A 15,227-nucleotide genomic window follows, 5' to 3' on the forward strand; every position below is an offset into this window, starting at 1 on the left:
GCTCGGGGTGGGGCGGGCGGCTGCGGCGGGCCGAGAGGGGACGGGACGAACGGCGGCGAGGCTCGGGGGCGGGAGGGCGGCCGGGGCACCGGCGCCGAGCGCAGTCCTGACCGGCAAGGGGTATTCACAGCGCCCTTGGCTTTCCGCCGGTCCCGGGGCCGTACGTGCCGTGTGCTCCTTCGAGCGCCGCCTCCCTCGCAGTCTGGTCTCAACGGCGGTCGATCTTTCCTTTCGGTGTGCGAGTCACCGCCTGTTCCGCCAGGGCGACCATCGGGGCCCTCTGGATGATTCAGGTGGTCCTCTACACCGCCCTCAGCGTCACGGGCGTCCGTGCGACGGCTGGTAGACGACCCATTGAGCCTGCGGCACGCGAGGGACGGTGGCTGCCGTGCCGCTGGGCTTCATGGGCCTGATCATGGCCGCCCTGCTCCCTTCGGAGTCGCCGCCGGAACACTGGCCAGCCGCTCGTCACCGCAGTCGGCATGATCTGCCTCCGCTGCTGGGCCGTCCGGATACGGCGACGCCAGGCGTTGGACCACTACCACTGCATGCGCGCAGCGCTGCGGGAGCGCAACCCGACCCGGCCCCGGACATCCGAAACACGAAGAGACCCCCACCGCTCTGCGTTTCCGCAGTTCGGAGGGGGTCTCTTTCTCAGCGTGGCGGCGCCAGGATTCGAACCTGGGAAGGCTGAGCCGGCAGATTTACAGACCGCGCATCAGACCCTGGACGACCAGGGCATCGTCCTTACAGCCTCAGCCGCGCCCCGCGCCTGCCCCACACCCCATGAACAGTAGGGGCTTCCTGACCGTCAACCGTCGGGGCCTGCTACTGACGATCACGGTCTAGGGCAGATACCAGACGAACCCGCAGAGCCTCGATCCCCGACGGCCGCACCGCAAGGTCATCTCTCGCCCTGACAAGTAGCGCGCGCTTGAGGTCTTCTGGTGACTTGAAGAGCCGGAGTTCGGCGTTAAGGCAAGCCAAAGCCGCTTTGGGGTCAACGAGTCGCGCCCACTCAGAGGGCCACGCCGCCGCGAGCTCGCGACGCTGCTCCTCCGCAACTCCGTTCACCGCATCTGCGCGATCCTGGTTTACAGAAGCGTATTGCTCGCATTGCCATTTGATCTTTTGAAAACGAGAGCCCTGCGGCGCTCTCCCCGGAGGGGGAAAGCGGCGAGAAAGCTCAACCTCCACTAGACCCCCTAGAACCTCTTCCTGTAGCGGTTCAAACGCTCGACGCATTACATCTTCAACCTCTGACATAGAGATCTCCTTGCCTAGCGACACCATCACTGCATGCACCAGGTCGATACTCAGGAGATGACTCTCAATTGCTCTGAGCTCCCAAACATGCAAGTTCTCGTGTGCTTCCAGGAGCTCAGCCCGTTCCTCATCTGTTAGTAGATCGCGGTCCCGTAGACACAACCAGGGGATGCCGAGCGACAAACCCGAAAGAGTCCTATGTGCAGCAACAACCTGATTACTGTCACCGGCCACCAGAATGGAAACTCGGCCCACCTCTACAGGAAGCGCAGCACTGAGGAACTGCTGATCAGTCTTGCCTTCCACCACCAGCAATCCGTCAGCCTGGAGAACCTGGGCAGGCGTTAGCCCCAGCTCAGCAAGGAGGCTCATTTTGTTCGGCTGGGCAGTCAGACGAGTAATCTGATTCGCTTTGGACTCACTCACCGAACGAACTTCCAATAGACCTGAAACTGGAACGGTAGAAATGAGGTTTGTTGAATGACTAACAACGATCACCTGCGCTCGGTCCGCAAGTTCCTTCATGGCTTCGAATAGAGCAGCCTGGAGCGTCGGGTGCAGGTGCTGTTCCGGCTCATCCAGGAGCAACACACCACCCGATGCAGACAGGCGTCGAACGAAGTACATGAGGCCCAGGAGGCTCTTCTCTCCGGATGAAAGCTTGTCGATCGGATGAATCACCCCTTCCGACACCTCAACGTAAATCCCGCTCTCCCCGGATTCACGGTCCATCACCGGGCGAAGGATCCTTTTAGCCGTCGCATCGTGGAAGGCCTTGGCAATCAAACCGTATTCATCCGGATAATCGAATCCCTGCCGAGCGCCGATAAGACCTTGATAATCCAAGGTTGCCAGATAGCTTGCAATGTCCGGCAGGCTCATCGTCGGCGATTCATTGCTTAGCACATTCGAGATCATCTGACGACGCTCTTGCAGCTCATTGTCTGCACGAAACATGCCGAGATTAACAGCAGGTGTCGTACTTGAAATAAGTGCACGAGTCGCAGGAATATAATCCAGCCGAGCAAACGGGTGCTCCTGCTGAAAAGAAGGATTCCTGAGGATCGCTACGATTGGGTCAGGCGTCCCACTATCCGCCATAATTCGCATACTTGCCTTATTCATGTGAACCGAGACAGTATGCAAGCCAGTCGATTCGTGAGCCACTCCATGAGCCCGCTGAGACCAGGAAGTTACCGCGCGCGATTCTGCTTCACTCAGGCGAACCGACATAGAAATGCGACAGTCGTCCCCATAGGGTCCAACCTGCGATTCCAGATTGTAATGCTCATTCCATAGAACGGCCAACGCATTCAGGACATGACTTTTCCCTGTGCCATTTCGGCCGCTAATGACGATTACCGCTTCGTCCGCCATGTCAGAGAAGGAGGCATGCGCCAACCCTTTATAGTTCTCAATCAGAATCTCAGAAATACGCATGCGCACCTACAGCTACACGGGGACCTACGCGTCTTGGCTGGAGATTACCCGCGCTCGCGGCCCCACGCTCAGGTTTCGCGTTTTGCGCTCCTTGCGCACGTCCGAAGGCCTCGGAAAGCGATGGCCGCACTGACGTCGAGCCTGCGTAGCGGCACGATCAGGAGGCAGCGGTCAAGCGAACAGGTGGAGGCGTCAAATCCACGAATCCGTGCTCGGCATGCCCCGTGAGCCGCTGTGCCAGCCAGCCCGAGACGCGCGGACCTCCGTTTACCGCGCCGCCCTCGCGGACCGTGCGAACGTGCTTGAAGCCTTGCCTGAGGTAGTAGTGCTGAAGCGCCTCATTAGTGGTCCACGCATCCAGCCGAAGCCACTTGGCCCCGGCGAGGTAGGCACGCTCCCCCGCCCAATCAAGCAGCCGCCCCCCAAGGTTCCGCCCCCCATGCGTACGCGCCACAGTGAGCTTGTTGACGAACATGGACGGCTCTTGCAGCTCTTGTTGCGTCCAGAGCCCTTCTTCCGCATCGGGAGTGAGAGTGATGGTTGCGGCTGTGGTGTTGCCGTCCACGACCATGAAGACGGTGCCTGCCTCGATAGTGGCGAGCAGGCGGTCAGCAGGATACGAGCGTTGCCATTGGTCGCTTCCAAGCCGCGTAAGCCAAGCCGCAGCCTCCTCACGGAAGGCGAGCAGCTTGGACACGTCGTCGGGTTGAGCAGGGAGGATTCTCACTGAGGCTCGTTCTCGTCTCGGCCGGACAGGTCACCGATCTCGTAGGTCATCCGGTTCAGATCGCCCCGGAAGGTCGTGGTGGTGCAGCGGATCGGGCGATCCTCCGAGTAGCCCGTGCGGGTCCAGAGCATGACCGGCACACCCGCCCCGATCTCCAGCAACCGCGCTTCATCCGGCGTGGGCATCCGGGTCGAGATCTCATCGAAGTAGCCGATCTGCTTGACGCCGAGGCTCGCGAGATAGCGCGTAGTCCCCTCTGCGATGTCGCCGGGTTCCGTGAGTCGCGGCCCCCGCTCGACTAGCCACTCGGGGTAGTGCGTGGCCTGCGTCGACCACGGCACATCATCAACGAACCGATGGCAGAACCGCAGCACCGTCCTCGCTCCTGACTCGACCTTCAGACGTTCGGCGACGAACTCAGGGGCAGGCGTCAACTCCACCCTGAACGTCTGCGACGGCCGACGGCCGGCGTTCGTCACGTCCGTGTTGTAGGCGTCACCGTTCTGCGGGAACTCAAGGTTCTCGAAACGCGAAGCGTTCAGCTGGAACACCTCGTGCTTGGCCACGTCGTACCCGAGTCCCTGGCTTGACGTGATGAGCCCCTGCGAGACCAGCAGGGCCAGACCAGACCGGACCGTGTTCCGCGACGCGTCGAAGCGCGCGGAAAGCTCGCTCTCAGACGGGAGCCGAGAGCCCGGCGCATAGGTGCCGTTGTCGATCTCCCGTCGCAGAACGTCGGCCAACTGCCGGTACTTCGGCTGCTTACTCATGGCCCCATCATGACGCACTCGCGCAACTTGTTGGTACATGCGGCTCCAAAAGGCTTGACGACTCACCGTCCGTGGGTGCAGCATCACTGCATCAGCTTGTACCAACAAGTTGAGCAAGCGGTGCAACGCCATTAAGTGTGCCCGACTGCACTGACAGCGCCGACGGGTCCCGTGAAGACGGGAGCCCCTCTGACCAGGGGTTACCGCGTCCGCCGGTAGCGACCGTGACTTGAAAACTGCATATGTGGGCCCCGCCTCCCCGAGTCGAGAAGGCGGACCGCGCAACCGAATCGCGCATCGACCCTCGCGGCTCTCGCCGCGCCGGTTGCCTCCGCTGCTCGTCTCGTACGAGCAGCGCTGAGGGGAGCCGGATCTACCGACTTCAACGGCGCGCGGCCCCGGTGCTGTAACACCGGGGCCGCTGTTAGGGCCGTTCCTCTCTGGAAGGAACCACGACCCAATGGACCACATCGTTACTGTTCAGGACGCTGTTACCGCGTTCGCCGACTTCATGGAGCCGACGGATGCGGAACTGGACGCGATCGAGCAGGAGATGCCGCTGATCCTGGCGCGCGTCGACCTGCTCGACGCGCAGATCATCACCCTGGACCGTGCCCCGACCGAGCTGGACACCCGCCGTATCCGCCGTGCGCGGCGCCGGGTGCTGGTCGAGGGTCTGGCCCTGGCCAACCGCCCCTCCGCTGCCACGCTGCCCGGCCGGAGCCTGAGGGGCGATGCCCGATGAACCGCACGGGCCGTATCGCGCTCGTCCTCGCCCTGGTGGCCGTGGTCGGCATGGCGTTCCGGGTCTCCTGGAACGCGCTGCGGGACATCGCCAACGCGGTCGGCGCCGACCAGACCGCCGCCGCCCTCTACCCGTTCGTGGTCGACGGACTGATGGCCCTCGCCCTGGTCGCCACGCTCGTCCTGGTCGGCCAGGACCGGACGTTCGCGCTGCGGGTGCTGGGCACCTACACCGGCGCCTCGCTGGTCCTCAACTACGTTCACGGTCTGGTCCCCGCCCTGCACGGGGCGACGGTCGACTGGGGACGGCTCGCCGACTGGGACCCCGCCAACTGGGCTCTGGTCTTGCTGGCAACCTCGCTTCCGGTCGGGTCGATCTACTTCGGGTCCGATCTGGTCGCCAAGGTGCTGCATCACCGGCCCGCCCCGATCCCGACCGCAGACACGAATGCGGAGGAATCCACCGAGACCATCAGGAAACGGTCTACGGCTGACCTGGGAGAATCAACACCCGCCCCGGCCATGACGCTGACCCGGCTGCCCGTGCCGGAACCGGTCGCGGTCGACCTGGGCAAGTCGATTCTTCCGCTCAAGCCGATGCCCGCCATCCCCGCCCCGATCCCGGCACCGATCGCCGCCCCGGCGGGGCGGATCGTCGCTGCCGGATCGACTCCGCCGCGCGGGGTGACCGGTCGGGTTCCCGACGCGGCCCGATCGCCCCGGCCCCGACGCACCGCCGATCAGTTGCTCGCTGAGGCACGGTCGGCGACGGCCGGTCTCGCGGATGCGAGGGTGACCGCTGAGGGCATCCGTCGTGCGATCCACACGTCGCCGGCCAACGCCCGCAAGCTGCGGGATGCGCTGCTCGCTGAGCGGGCCGCTACGGCCGTGCAGACGCCTTGATGGGCGCGCTTCCGGTGTTCCGGTGGCGTCTGGCCCCGGACGGCTATGCCACCCGCCGACAGCTCCGGGCGCTCGACTTGCGCCCCGGCGGTCAGGACGTGGCGGCGCAGCTCGAACGGCCACGTCGGCGCCGGGGCCCGCTGGTCGCCTACCTGTACCGCGTCGACCTGGCCAAACCGGTCCGCCCCATGACCCCGGCACGGTGGGCGGCTCTGGCCAAGGCCAACACGGCGCGCCGCACCTGCCCCGAGTGCCGCCTAGATGCCGGATACGTCATCCCGCCCTCGCTCGGCAGGTGCGTGACCTGCGCCTTCCCCGACAACTCCCCCTCCCTCAGGAGTGCTTGACCATGAGCAAGCCCAACACCCGCCGCCTGGACAAAGAGATCAGGCTGACGGAACGCAAGCTGGAAGCGGTCCGCAACGAGGAAATGTGGCCCCTGACCAGCCAGGAACGGCGTCAGGTCATGGGCGCGCTCGTGGGTGGTTCCTACCGCACGCTGCGGTCCAAGAGCACCGGCCGCGCCGAACGCAGGCTGGAGAGCGCGTGGGAGTCGGTGCAGACCCGGCTGATCGCCGAGCTCACCGCGCTTCGGTCCGAGCGGCAGCGCATCGTCACGGAGGCCGCCACCGTCAAGGCTGCGAAGAAGTCGTCGGGGTGGTGGTGAGCATGGCCGTGACGCAGACACCGCCGGGCGAGTGCCCGCAGTGCTGGGAGCACGCCCACAACAAGCGCATCCACCGCCGCCTCAAGCCGCGCGAGGGCTGCCCGCAGTGCGTGGACCACATGCACAACGGCTGCCCGTACATCGTGCCCAAGAAGAAGTCGAGCTGGTGGTGACCGCACCCACCCGCGTCCTTCCCGCCGCGTGATGCGCGGCCTGCCGGGACGGGCCGTCCCTGCCACGGACCCGGCCCGCCCCGGCACCCTCCCGCAACTCCCGCCCCGATCGGGGCAGTCAGGAGTACTTCCAGCATGTCCGAGCACGCCGTAAGCCTCCACAAGACCACCGAAACCCCTGATGAGGGCGCGTCGGTGACCACCCTGACCGTCGTACCGGCCCCGGCCAAGCCAATACCGCTGTGGGTGCGCTCCGGCCGCGCCGTCAAGACGGTCGTCACGCACGAGACCACCAAGACCGTCGTGCGGGCCGCCGCCCGTCACGGCCTCTACACCGTCAACGGGGGCCGGATCGTGGCCCGCCGGACCTGGGACGGCAAGACCGGTGCCCGCTACGAGCGCATGCTCCGTGCCGCTGAAGCCGCGGGGAACTACGAGGTGGCGGAGGAGTGGGAGGAGAGGCTTCAGCGCTTCCGCGAGGCCCGTCACCGCCGCCGCATGGACCTGCTCCACTCGCCGGTTGACGTGGCCAAGGGAGTCGGGGTCGGCGTGGGGATGAGCATCGGCGTGCTGGTCGCGCTCGGGGTCGTGATGGCCATCAACAATCACGACGTCACCGACGTCATCACGCCCCTGTCCGCCACCATCGAGTTCATCGGCCTGCTGATCAGGATCGTGCAGGTCGTGTGGCCCTACGCGGTCGTCCTCGGGCCGCTGTTCGCCCTGCTGGGCATGTGGGCAGTCGGCAGCAAGCAGCAGGCCGCCCCCGCATGGGTCATGCCCGCAGGCGTCCGCAACAGCGAGGGTGAGCCCATCACCCCGTCCATCGTCGTCAAGGCCCTGCGGGATCTCGGTATCCCCGCCATGCGCAACGCCATCAAGGAAATGGGCGACGCCGGCGCGGCCATGCTGGGACCGATCCGGATCGCCGGATGCGGTGTCGAGGTCGACGTCACCCTTCCCTCGGGGGTGTCGACGAACGAGGTGCAGCAGCGCCGCCGCAAGCTGGCGGAGAACCTGACCCGGCACGAGCACGAGGTGTTCATCACCATCCCGCAGGCCGCCCGCACGGTCCGCCTGTGGGTGGCCGACTCCGGCGCCCTGGATGAGCCGATCGGCCCGTCTCCGCTGGTCACCGACGAGACAATGACCGCCGACTACGCCAAGGGCCGTGCGCCGTGGGGTCAGGACCTGCGCGGCGACGCCGCCGCCCTGTCGCTGTATCAGCGGCACCTGCTCATCACCGGCCTGTCCAACCAGGGCAAGACCGTTGCCCTGCGCTCCCTCGCCCTGTGGCTCGCGCTGGACAAGTCGGTCCAGTTCCTCATCGGCGACCTCAAAGGCGTCGGCGACTGGAAGATGTTCATGGGCCTGGCCACCACCCTGATCCAGGGCCCGACCGATGAGCACGTGATCCAGGTGACCGAGATGGTCGAAGGCGCCGTGGACGAGATGAACCGCCGCCTGATGGCCCCGCCCGGAACGCAGTTCCCGCCCCTGATCGTGCTGGTCGACGAAGCACAGGTGGCGTTCATGTGCCCGGCCAAGGACGACGAGAAGCGCCCCTACGGCGGCTCCAAGGCCAACTCCCGGTACTTCATGGCCGTCCGGAAGATCCACAACCAGGGCCGGGTGGTCAACGTCCTGATGTGGCAGGGCACCCAGGACCCCACCAACGAGAACCTGCCCAAGCTGGTCCGCGAGGGCGCCCACACCCGCGCCTCCCTCGCCCTGGGCACGGAGTCACAGGCCCGCATGGCACTGGGGGACAAGGCGGTCGACGGGGGCGCCGCTCCCAACCTGCTCCGCCCCGGCCTGGACCGAGGCACGCTGGTCGTCGCCTCGGACGGCATTGCCATCCCCGCCGGGCAGGCGTCCATCACCGTGCGGACGCACTACGTCGACGACGAGGGCGCCGTGGCCATCACCGACCGCGCCAAGGCCATGCGCGACGGCGTCACCACGCTGACCGTCATAGAGCGGGGCGAGGAGCGTGACCCGCTCGCCGACATCGCGCACGTGGTCGGCGACGCGTCCCGGGTGCGCACCAAGGACGTCCTCAAGCGGCTCGCGGTGCTCAACGAGGACGCCTACGGCGGCTGGTCGTTCATCGACCTCAAGCGCGTCCTGGACGACGCCGGAGCCGAGCCGTACAAGTCCGACGGCGTCATGGTCGTCAGCCGCGACCGCCTCACCGCCGCCCTCGCCCACCGCGACGATGACGGTTCCGCTTCCGCCGCCGGATAGCAGGGAGCCAACCCGCATCGGGTCAGGGAGGCAGGGAGAACTCCCTGACCCCCTCCCTGACCCGCCTCCCTGGCCCTGACCTGCACAAACGATCAATCAGGGAGGCAGGGAGGCACCCCAGGTCAGCCCCCGAAAACCCCCTCCACAGCACCCCCCGAAGGGGGTGCTTCTGCCTCCCTGACCCACCTTCGGAAGGGGTTCCGCATGCACGCCGAACACACCCCCGACACGGCCCGCTCCGACGTCCGAATGAGCGAGGACGTGGCCGATGCCGAGGCCCGCCGGATCATCGCCGACGCCTACCGGCCCGCCCCCACCGTGCCGACCTCCTACCGCGACACCAGCCCCCTGCCCGCCCACGGCGACACGCCCCCCGTCGCTCAGCCGGGCGTGCCACCTATGTCCCAGCGGGCCGTGGACGCCTCCCGCCTCATGCTCACCGCCGGACTCGCCACCGTCCCGCCCGGCCTGATCGCCATCGGCGTCCTGATCGCCTCCCGGCAGGCAGACCCCACCGTCATCGGCATGATCTGCGCCGCCCCGGCCGCCGTCGCCGTGCCCGTCCTCGCTCTCGCCCGGCTGTTCACCCGCGTCGCCGAGGCCGCCCCCGACGAACACCACCACCACTACAGCGGGCCGGTACGGCAGGAGCACACCACCACCCACACGCGCGGGATCTTCGCGCGTACACACAACGGCCACCGCCGCTGAACGAAATGAGGTCAACACCTGTGATCCGTCTACGTCTTCAGGTCGTCGGGTGGCCCCGCCGGACCGTGATCCTGACCGACACGCCTCGCCCCGACTGCCGCGACTGCGAGGGTGACGGCGGGTTCGAGCACCCCTACGGCGACCACAACGGCGAGTACGCCGGCAGCGACTGGGAGCCCTGCTCCTGCTGGAACGAGAACCGCCGCTGGCGCCTGCTCCCCCTGCCGCACCGGCCCCGGTGGCTGTGCCGCCGCGCCCACGGCCGCGACCCGTGGGGGCCCAACGGCTACAGCGACGAACCCCCGTTCTAGCTACGCCAAGGGCGGCCCCCGTCTCGCCAAAGTCCGGGGCCGCCCCTGCTCACCAGCATCCGTCCAAGGAACTGGAGACATCCAGCATGACCCATGACCCCCGATCCGCGCTGCTGTGCGCGGCGCTGCAAGCCGCCGAACGCGGCTGGCCCGTCATCCCGCTCCGCCCCGGCAGCAAGGTCCCGGCCCTGCACGGCGAACGCCGCTGCCCGCGTACGGGCGACTGCGCCCACGGACACCGCACATTCGAGCGGCGCGCCACCACCGACCCCGCCCGCATCGAACGCTGCTGGGCCACCGGCCCGTTCAACGTCGGCATCGCCACCGGCCCCGCCGGACTTCTGGTCGTCGACCTCGACACCCTCAAGCCCGAAGACGAAAAGGGCACGCCTGACGGCGCGGCCAACTTCCAGGCGCTCTACGAGCGCGCCGGACAGGTCGCACCCATCACCCGCCGCATCCGGACCCCCAGCGGGGGAGAACACCTGTACTTCGCCGCCCCGGACGGCGTCCGGTTCGCCAACACCACGGGCACCCTCACGCCCAAGGTCGACACACGAGCGTGGGGCGGTCAGGTCGTGGCCCCTGGCAGCGTGACGACACAGGGCCCGTACACGGTCCTGGACGACCAACCCGTTGCAAACCTGCCTGAATGGCTCCAAAAGGCTCTGACGGCCCCACAGCGGCCCGTCACGGCCCCGACCCTGCCCACCCTCGCCCGCGACACCGACCGATACGCCGCCGCAGTCCTGCGCCGCGAGGTCGCGGCCGTGGCCACCACACGCGAAGGGGGACGCCAGGCCGAACTCCTGCGCGCCGTACGGGCGGTGGGCCGTTTCGTGGCGTGGGGTGACCTCGACCGCGCCACCGTCGAAGCGGCTTTTACCTGCGGGGGCGAGTCGGCGGGACTGCCGCCGGGCGAGTGCCGCGCCACCATCCGCAAAGCCCTGGACTACTCCATCCGCACCGCCTGGCCCCGGGAGACGGCATGAGCACCCCCCGCCCCTGCCCCGCAGGTAAAAGCCTCCCTGCCCTGACGGGACCGCGCGCCGCCGAATCCGCCCCGGTACAGACGGCCGTGGGCATGCCGACTGGCGCCGCCCGCAAGGGCGTCCGCACTGCTGTTGGCCCTGACCCGCAGGCCGGAGACGGGCGCTACCCCGTCGCCTGGTTGAGCATCAGCGCCCCGCGCGGCGCCACCCCGACCGCCACGTCGAAGTGCCTGTGCGGCCGCGACCGCAGCGCCGTGGGACACCGCCGGGTTCTCGCCCTGATCGCCGACCACACCGCCCACCGCGACACCTGCCCCCTGCGCACTCCCCAGGAAGGAAGGGCCGCCGCATGACCGACACCATCAACGGGGCCGCGCTGTTGGACGAGGTGGAAGCCTTCCACCGCCGCTTCAACGTCTTCCCCCACGAGGCCGCCTACGTCGCCGTCGCGCTGTGGGACGCGCACGCCCACCTGCTCGACTGCTTCGACTCCACACCCCGCCTCGCCTTCCTCAGCCCGGAGCCGGGGTCCGGCAAGTCACGGGCACTGGAGATCGTGGAAACGCTCGTGCCGCACCCGATGGTGGCCGTCAACGCGTCCGCCGCCGCCCTGTTCCGGGCCGTGTCCGGCACCGACGGACGCCCGACAATCCTGTTCGACGAGATTGACACGATCTTCGGGCCCAAGGCAGGCGACAACGAGGACCTGCGGGGCTTCCTGAACGCCGGGCACCGCCGTACCGGCGTCACCTACCGGTGCATCGGCGACGGCGGCAACCAGACCGTTCAGGCATTCCCCTCGTACTGTGCGGTCGCGGTCGCCGGACTCGGCAACCTGCCCGACACGATCATGACCCGCTCCATCGTCATCCGGATGCGACGGCGGGCCCGCAACGAACGCGTGGAACCCTTCCGCGCCCGCATCCACGAAGCTGAGGGCCACAAGCTCCGTGACCGGCTCGCTGAATGGGCAGAGAAGGCACGGGGGTTCGTGCTCGGAGCGTGGCCGGAGATGCCCGACGGCGTCACCGACCGCCCCGCCGACGTGTGGGAACCCCTGCTTGCCATCGCCGATGCCGTCGGCGGCCTGTGGCCGCGCCGGGCCCGTGAGGCGTGCGTAGCGCTGGTCAAGGCCGCTCAGCACACCGACAAACACAGCCTCGGTATCCGGTTGTTGACCGACCTGCGCGACCACGTCCTCATCGGCGTGGACAAGCTACCCACCATCGCGATCCTCGACCGGCTCAACGCCCTCGACGACGCCCCATGGGCTGACCTCGACGGCAAGCCCCTCGACAACCGGCGCCTTGCCCGGATGCTCGGGGAGTACATGACGGTCGACAACAGCCCGATCCGCTCCCGCAACATCCGCACCGCCGGCGGGGTGTTGAAGGGCTTCCATGCGGAGGATCTGGCGGACGCGTGGGCGCGCTACTGCCCGCCCCCTCTCCGGGATTCCGCTACAGCCGCTACACCGCTACAGCCCAGCTCAGAGCCCCTGAATCTGTAGCGGCACCGAAGCGTGTAGCGGCTACGCCCGCCACCCCGTAGCGCACGCGTAGCCGCTACACGCCGCCCCTCCGCTACAAAAGCACCCCCGCTGACCTGCGATGTAGCGGCGTAGCGGATGTAGCGGACTTCCCAGAAGGGGGCCATGCGGCCCCGCCATGACCGAAGTCTCCAAGGAGTCGACCGTGGCACGCCCCCAGATGCTCAAGCTCCCCGAAGTCCTCTCCGAGATGCGCATGAGCCGCGCCGCCTTCTACCGCATGCGCGCACGCGGCCAGGCGCCGCGACTGGTGAAGCTGCCGAACGGCCACCTCCGCGTGCGTCGCAGCGACCTCGACGACTGGTGGGAGCGTCGCGAAACCCCCGCCTACTGACCGCCTCGGGGCCCGGCTCATGCCGGGCCCCTTCCCAGAAAGGCCCCACATGGGGAAGACATACGACGTCCGGATTTGGTCCGTCCGACAGCGGAAGGACCGTGGGCAGTCCTCGGCAGAGCTGCGTTGGAAGACCGGCGAGAACCCGCACTCCCAGACGTTCCGCACGAAGACGCTGGCCGACGGCCGCCGGGCCGAGCTGCTGCGGGCGGTGCACGCGGGAGAGCCGTTCGATGAGGTAACCGGCTTGCCGCTCGCCGAACTGCGACAGCGCGATGACGTCAGCTGGTACCAGCACGCCCGCGAGTACATCGAGATGAAGTGGAAGCACTCCCCCGGCTCGACACGTCGGACGCTCGCGGAAGCCATGGCCACAGTAACGCCCGCCCTGGTCAAGGACACCAAGGGCATGGCCGACGCCAACACTGTGCGGACCGCCCTCTACAGCTGGGCATTCAACGTGAACCGTCGCGACGAGGAACCACCGGACGAGGTCGCCAAGGTGCTTGCCTGGTTCGAGCGCAAGTCTCTGCCTACGTCGGCACTGGCCGACCGCATGCAGGTACGCGCTGCGCTCGACGCACTGACCAAGAAGCTGGACGGCACCACGGCAGCCGCGTCGACCATCCGCAGGAAGCGTGCCATCTTCCACAACGCCCTGGGCTACGCGGTCGACGCGGGCCGCCTGTCGGACAACCCACTTCCCCAGGTCCAGTGGAAAGCCCCTGAGCAGGTGGAAGAGGAGTTGGACCCCGCCTGTGTGCCCGATCCTCGGCAGGCTCTCGCGCTGCTCGATGCCGTGCGCACGCAGAGCGCCCGCGGGCGCCGCTTGGTGGCGTTCTTCGGGTGCATGTACTACGCGGCGGCACGGCCCGCCGAGGTCATCGGGCTCCGCATGCAGGATTGCGAGCTACCCCGGCGCGGATGGGGCACTCTGCGCCTACGGGAGACCCGCCCCCGGTCGGGATCCGCGTGGACCGACAGCGGGGAGGCGCACGACAAACGCGGGCTCAAGCACCGCCCTCGTAAGGCAGTCCGTACGGTCCCGATCCCACCCGATCTGGTTGCACTGCTGCGCTGGCACGTCACGGCCTACGGCGTCGTACCCGATGGCCGACTGTTCCGCACTCAACGTGGGGGGCTCATCCAAGACACCGGGTACGGAGAGGTGTGGGCAGAGGCGCGAGCCCGCGCACTTACCCCTGCTCAGCGCACTTCGCTGCTAGCCAAGCGCCCTTATGATCTTCGCCACGCCGCTGTCTCCACATGGCTCAGCTCCGGGGTCGAACCACAGGTCGTGGCCGCGCGCGCCGGCCACAGCGTGGCTGTTCTGTTCCGCGTCTACGCCAAGTGCCTCGACGGCGCCGCCGCCAACGCCAATGCACGAATTGAGGCCGCCCTCAGAAACGGCAGGTAGCAGGCGGAAAGCTGCCCCACGCCTGCCCCACACAGGCTGGTCAGCACGTGAATCACAGTGAGACACAGTGGGGCAAAGCCACCAAATCGGTGGCGCGCACTTGAGGAACGACGAAAGGGCCTGCGATCAGCATTGCTGCTGGTCACAGACCCTTTCGGTCGTGTGGCGGCGCCAGGATTCGAACCTGGGAAGGCTGAGCCGGCAGATTTACAGTCTGCTCCCTTTGGCCGCTCGGGCACACCGCCGGGGTTGCTGCCCTTCGAACCGCCTTTCGGCGGTGCTCCGTGGCAACGACGTAAACAATACCCGATGCCGAGGGGTGCTTCGCCACCCGATTGATCTGCGCCCGGAGGCCATGGGGTGACTAGGCTTGGGCGGATGCGGCCCGGGTTCACGCCGGGCTCGGCGCCCGCCCCCACGTCGCCGATACGCACCCGTACGCACGCCGACACGCACCCCGATACAAGGAGCCACAGGACATGGCCGACTCCAGTTTCGACATCGTCTCGAAGGTCGAGCGGCAGGAGGTCGACAACGCCCTCAACCAGGCCGCCAAGGAGATCTCCCAGCGCTACGACTTCAAGGGCGTGGGTGCCTCGATCTCGTGGTCCGGTGACAAGATCCTTATGGAGGCGAACTCCGAGGACCGGGTCAATGCCGTCCTCGACGTCTTCCAGTCCAAGCTGATCAAGCGTGGGATCTCGCTGAAGGCGCTCGACGCGGGCGAGCCGCAGCTCTCCGGCAAGGAGTACAAGATCTTCGCGTCGATCGAAGAGGGCATCTCCCAGGACAACGCCAAGAAGGTCGCGAAGATCATCCGTGACGAGGGCCCGAAGGGTGTGAAGGCCCAGGTCCAGGGCGACGAGCTGCGGGTCAGCTCGAAGAGCCGTGACGACCTGCAGTCCGTCATCTCCCTGCTGAAGGGCAAGGACTTCGACTTCGCGATCCAGTTCGTGAACTACCGCTAAGAGAACCG

General features: G+C 67.3%; 17 protein-coding genes and 1 tRNA gene. 14 read left to right on the plus strand and 4 right to left on the minus strand.

Annotation, left to right across the window (positions count from 1 at the left end):
• Positions 1–828: 828 nt before the first annotated feature.
• From ABZT02_RS07465 to ABZT02_RS07475, 3 genes are all read right to left on the minus strand, one after another.
• Positions 829–2,706, minus strand: a complete 1,878-nt coding sequence (locus tag ABZT02_RS07465; RefSeq protein WP_356015160.1) for an AAA family ATPase — start codon at positions 2,704–2,706, stop codon at positions 829–831.
• 157 nt (positions 2,707–2,863) lie between these two features.
• On the minus strand, positions 2,864–3,433 hold the full coding sequence (locus ABZT02_RS07470) for a GNAT family N-acetyltransferase (protein ID WP_356015162.1): 570 nt from the start codon (positions 3,431–3,433) through the stop codon (positions 2,864–2,866).
• Positions 3,430–4,203, minus strand: a complete 774-nt coding sequence (locus tag ABZT02_RS07475; RefSeq protein WP_356015164.1) for a GntR family transcriptional regulator — start codon at positions 4,201–4,203, stop codon at positions 3,430–3,432. The genes ABZT02_RS07470 and ABZT02_RS07475 overlap by 4 nt, the downstream gene beginning before the upstream one ends.
• Positions 4,204–4,663: 460 nt before the next feature.
• Here ABZT02_RS07475 and ABZT02_RS07480 point away from each other — a divergent pair, with 460 nt between their 5' ends.
• The 13 genes from ABZT02_RS07480 (at position 4,664) to ABZT02_RS07540 (ending at position 14,251) form a co-directional block, all read left to right on the plus strand.
• Entirely contained in the window at positions 4,664–4,948 is a 285-nt protein-coding gene (locus ABZT02_RS07480; RefSeq protein ID WP_356015166.1) for a DUF6284 family protein, read from the plus strand.
• On the plus strand, positions 4,945–5,850 hold the full coding sequence (locus ABZT02_RS07485; RefSeq protein ID WP_356015168.1) for a DUF2637 domain-containing protein: 906 nt from the start codon (positions 4,945–4,947) through the stop codon (positions 5,848–5,850). Before ABZT02_RS07480 ends, ABZT02_RS07485 begins: the two co-directional genes overlap by 4 nt.
• Positions 5,850–6,197, plus strand: a complete 348-nt coding sequence (locus ABZT02_RS07490) for an RRQRL motif-containing zinc-binding protein (protein ID WP_356015170.1) — start codon at positions 5,850–5,852, stop codon at positions 6,195–6,197. The genes ABZT02_RS07485 and ABZT02_RS07490 overlap by 1 nt, the downstream gene beginning before the upstream one ends.
• 2 nt (positions 6,198–6,199) lie before the next feature.
• Positions 6,200–6,517, plus strand: a complete 318-nt coding sequence (locus ABZT02_RS07495) for a hypothetical protein (protein WP_356015172.1) — start codon at positions 6,200–6,202, stop codon at positions 6,515–6,517.
• A 2-nt stretch (positions 6,518–6,519) separates the two neighbouring features.
• Positions 6,520–6,690, plus strand: coding sequence for a pRL2-8 (locus tag ABZT02_RS07500; protein WP_356015174.1), 171 nt, complete (start codon positions 6,520–6,522; stop codon positions 6,688–6,690).
• A 135-nt stretch (positions 6,691–6,825) separates the two neighbouring features.
• The gene (locus ABZT02_RS07505; protein ID WP_356015177.1) at positions 6,826–8,937 is read left to right on the plus strand and encodes an FtsK/SpoIIIE domain-containing protein; all 2,112 of its coding nucleotides are present in this window, start codon (positions 6,826–6,828) and stop codon (positions 8,935–8,937) included.
• Between the two features lie 204 nt (positions 8,938–9,141).
• Positions 9,142–9,648 carry a hypothetical protein gene (locus ABZT02_RS07510; protein ID WP_356015179.1) on the plus strand — a complete coding sequence of 169 codons (507 nt, stop codon included), beginning with the start codon at positions 9,142–9,144 and terminating at the stop codon, positions 9,646–9,648.
• Positions 9,649–9,668: 20 nt separating this feature from the next.
• The gene (locus ABZT02_RS07515) at positions 9,669–9,959 is read left to right on the plus strand and encodes a hypothetical protein (protein ID WP_356015180.1); all 291 of its coding nucleotides are present in this window, start codon (positions 9,669–9,671) and stop codon (positions 9,957–9,959) included.
• Between the two features lie 86 nt (positions 9,960–10,045).
• Complete coding sequence (locus tag ABZT02_RS07520) at positions 10,046–10,951, plus strand: bifunctional DNA primase/polymerase (RefSeq protein ID WP_356015182.1); 906 nt, start codon at positions 10,046–10,048, stop codon at positions 10,949–10,951.
• Positions 10,952–11,043: 92 nt separating this feature from the next.
• Positions 11,044–11,304 (plus strand): hypothetical protein, encoded by a 261-nt coding sequence (locus ABZT02_RS07525; RefSeq protein ID WP_356015185.1) that lies wholly within the window; start codon positions 11,044–11,046, stop codon positions 11,302–11,304.
• The gene (locus tag ABZT02_RS07530; protein WP_356015186.1) at positions 11,301–12,461 is read left to right on the plus strand and encodes a DUF3631 domain-containing protein; all 1,161 of its coding nucleotides are present in this window, start codon (positions 11,301–11,303) and stop codon (positions 12,459–12,461) included. Before ABZT02_RS07525 ends, ABZT02_RS07530 begins: the two co-directional genes overlap by 4 nt.
• Positions 12,462–12,645: 184 nt before the next feature.
• Entirely contained in the window at positions 12,646–12,834 is a 189-nt protein-coding gene (locus ABZT02_RS07535) for a helix-turn-helix domain-containing protein (RefSeq protein ID WP_356015188.1), read from the plus strand.
• Between the two features lie 49 nt (positions 12,835–12,883).
• Positions 12,884–14,251, plus strand: coding sequence for a tyrosine-type recombinase/integrase (locus tag ABZT02_RS07540; protein WP_356015190.1), 1,368 nt, complete (start codon positions 12,884–12,886; stop codon positions 14,249–14,251).
• Between the two features lie 163 nt (positions 14,252–14,414).
• Here ABZT02_RS07540 and ABZT02_RS07545 read toward each other — a convergent pair.
• Positions 14,415–14,496, minus strand: a tRNA-Tyr gene (locus ABZT02_RS07545).
• A gap of 234 nt (positions 14,497–14,730) precedes the next feature.
• Here ABZT02_RS07545 and ABZT02_RS07550 point away from each other — a divergent pair.
• Positions 14,731–15,219 carry a YajQ family cyclic di-GMP-binding protein gene (locus ABZT02_RS07550; protein ID WP_020135872.1) on the plus strand — a complete coding sequence of 163 codons (489 nt, stop codon included), beginning with the start codon at positions 14,731–14,733 and terminating at the stop codon, positions 15,217–15,219.
• The last annotated feature ends 8 nt before the right edge of the window (positions 15,220–15,227 follow it).

Source organism: Streptomyces sp. NPDC005402, assembly GCF_040606575.1.
Lineage (GTDB): Bacteria > Actinomycetota > Actinomycetes > Streptomycetales > Streptomycetaceae > Streptomyces.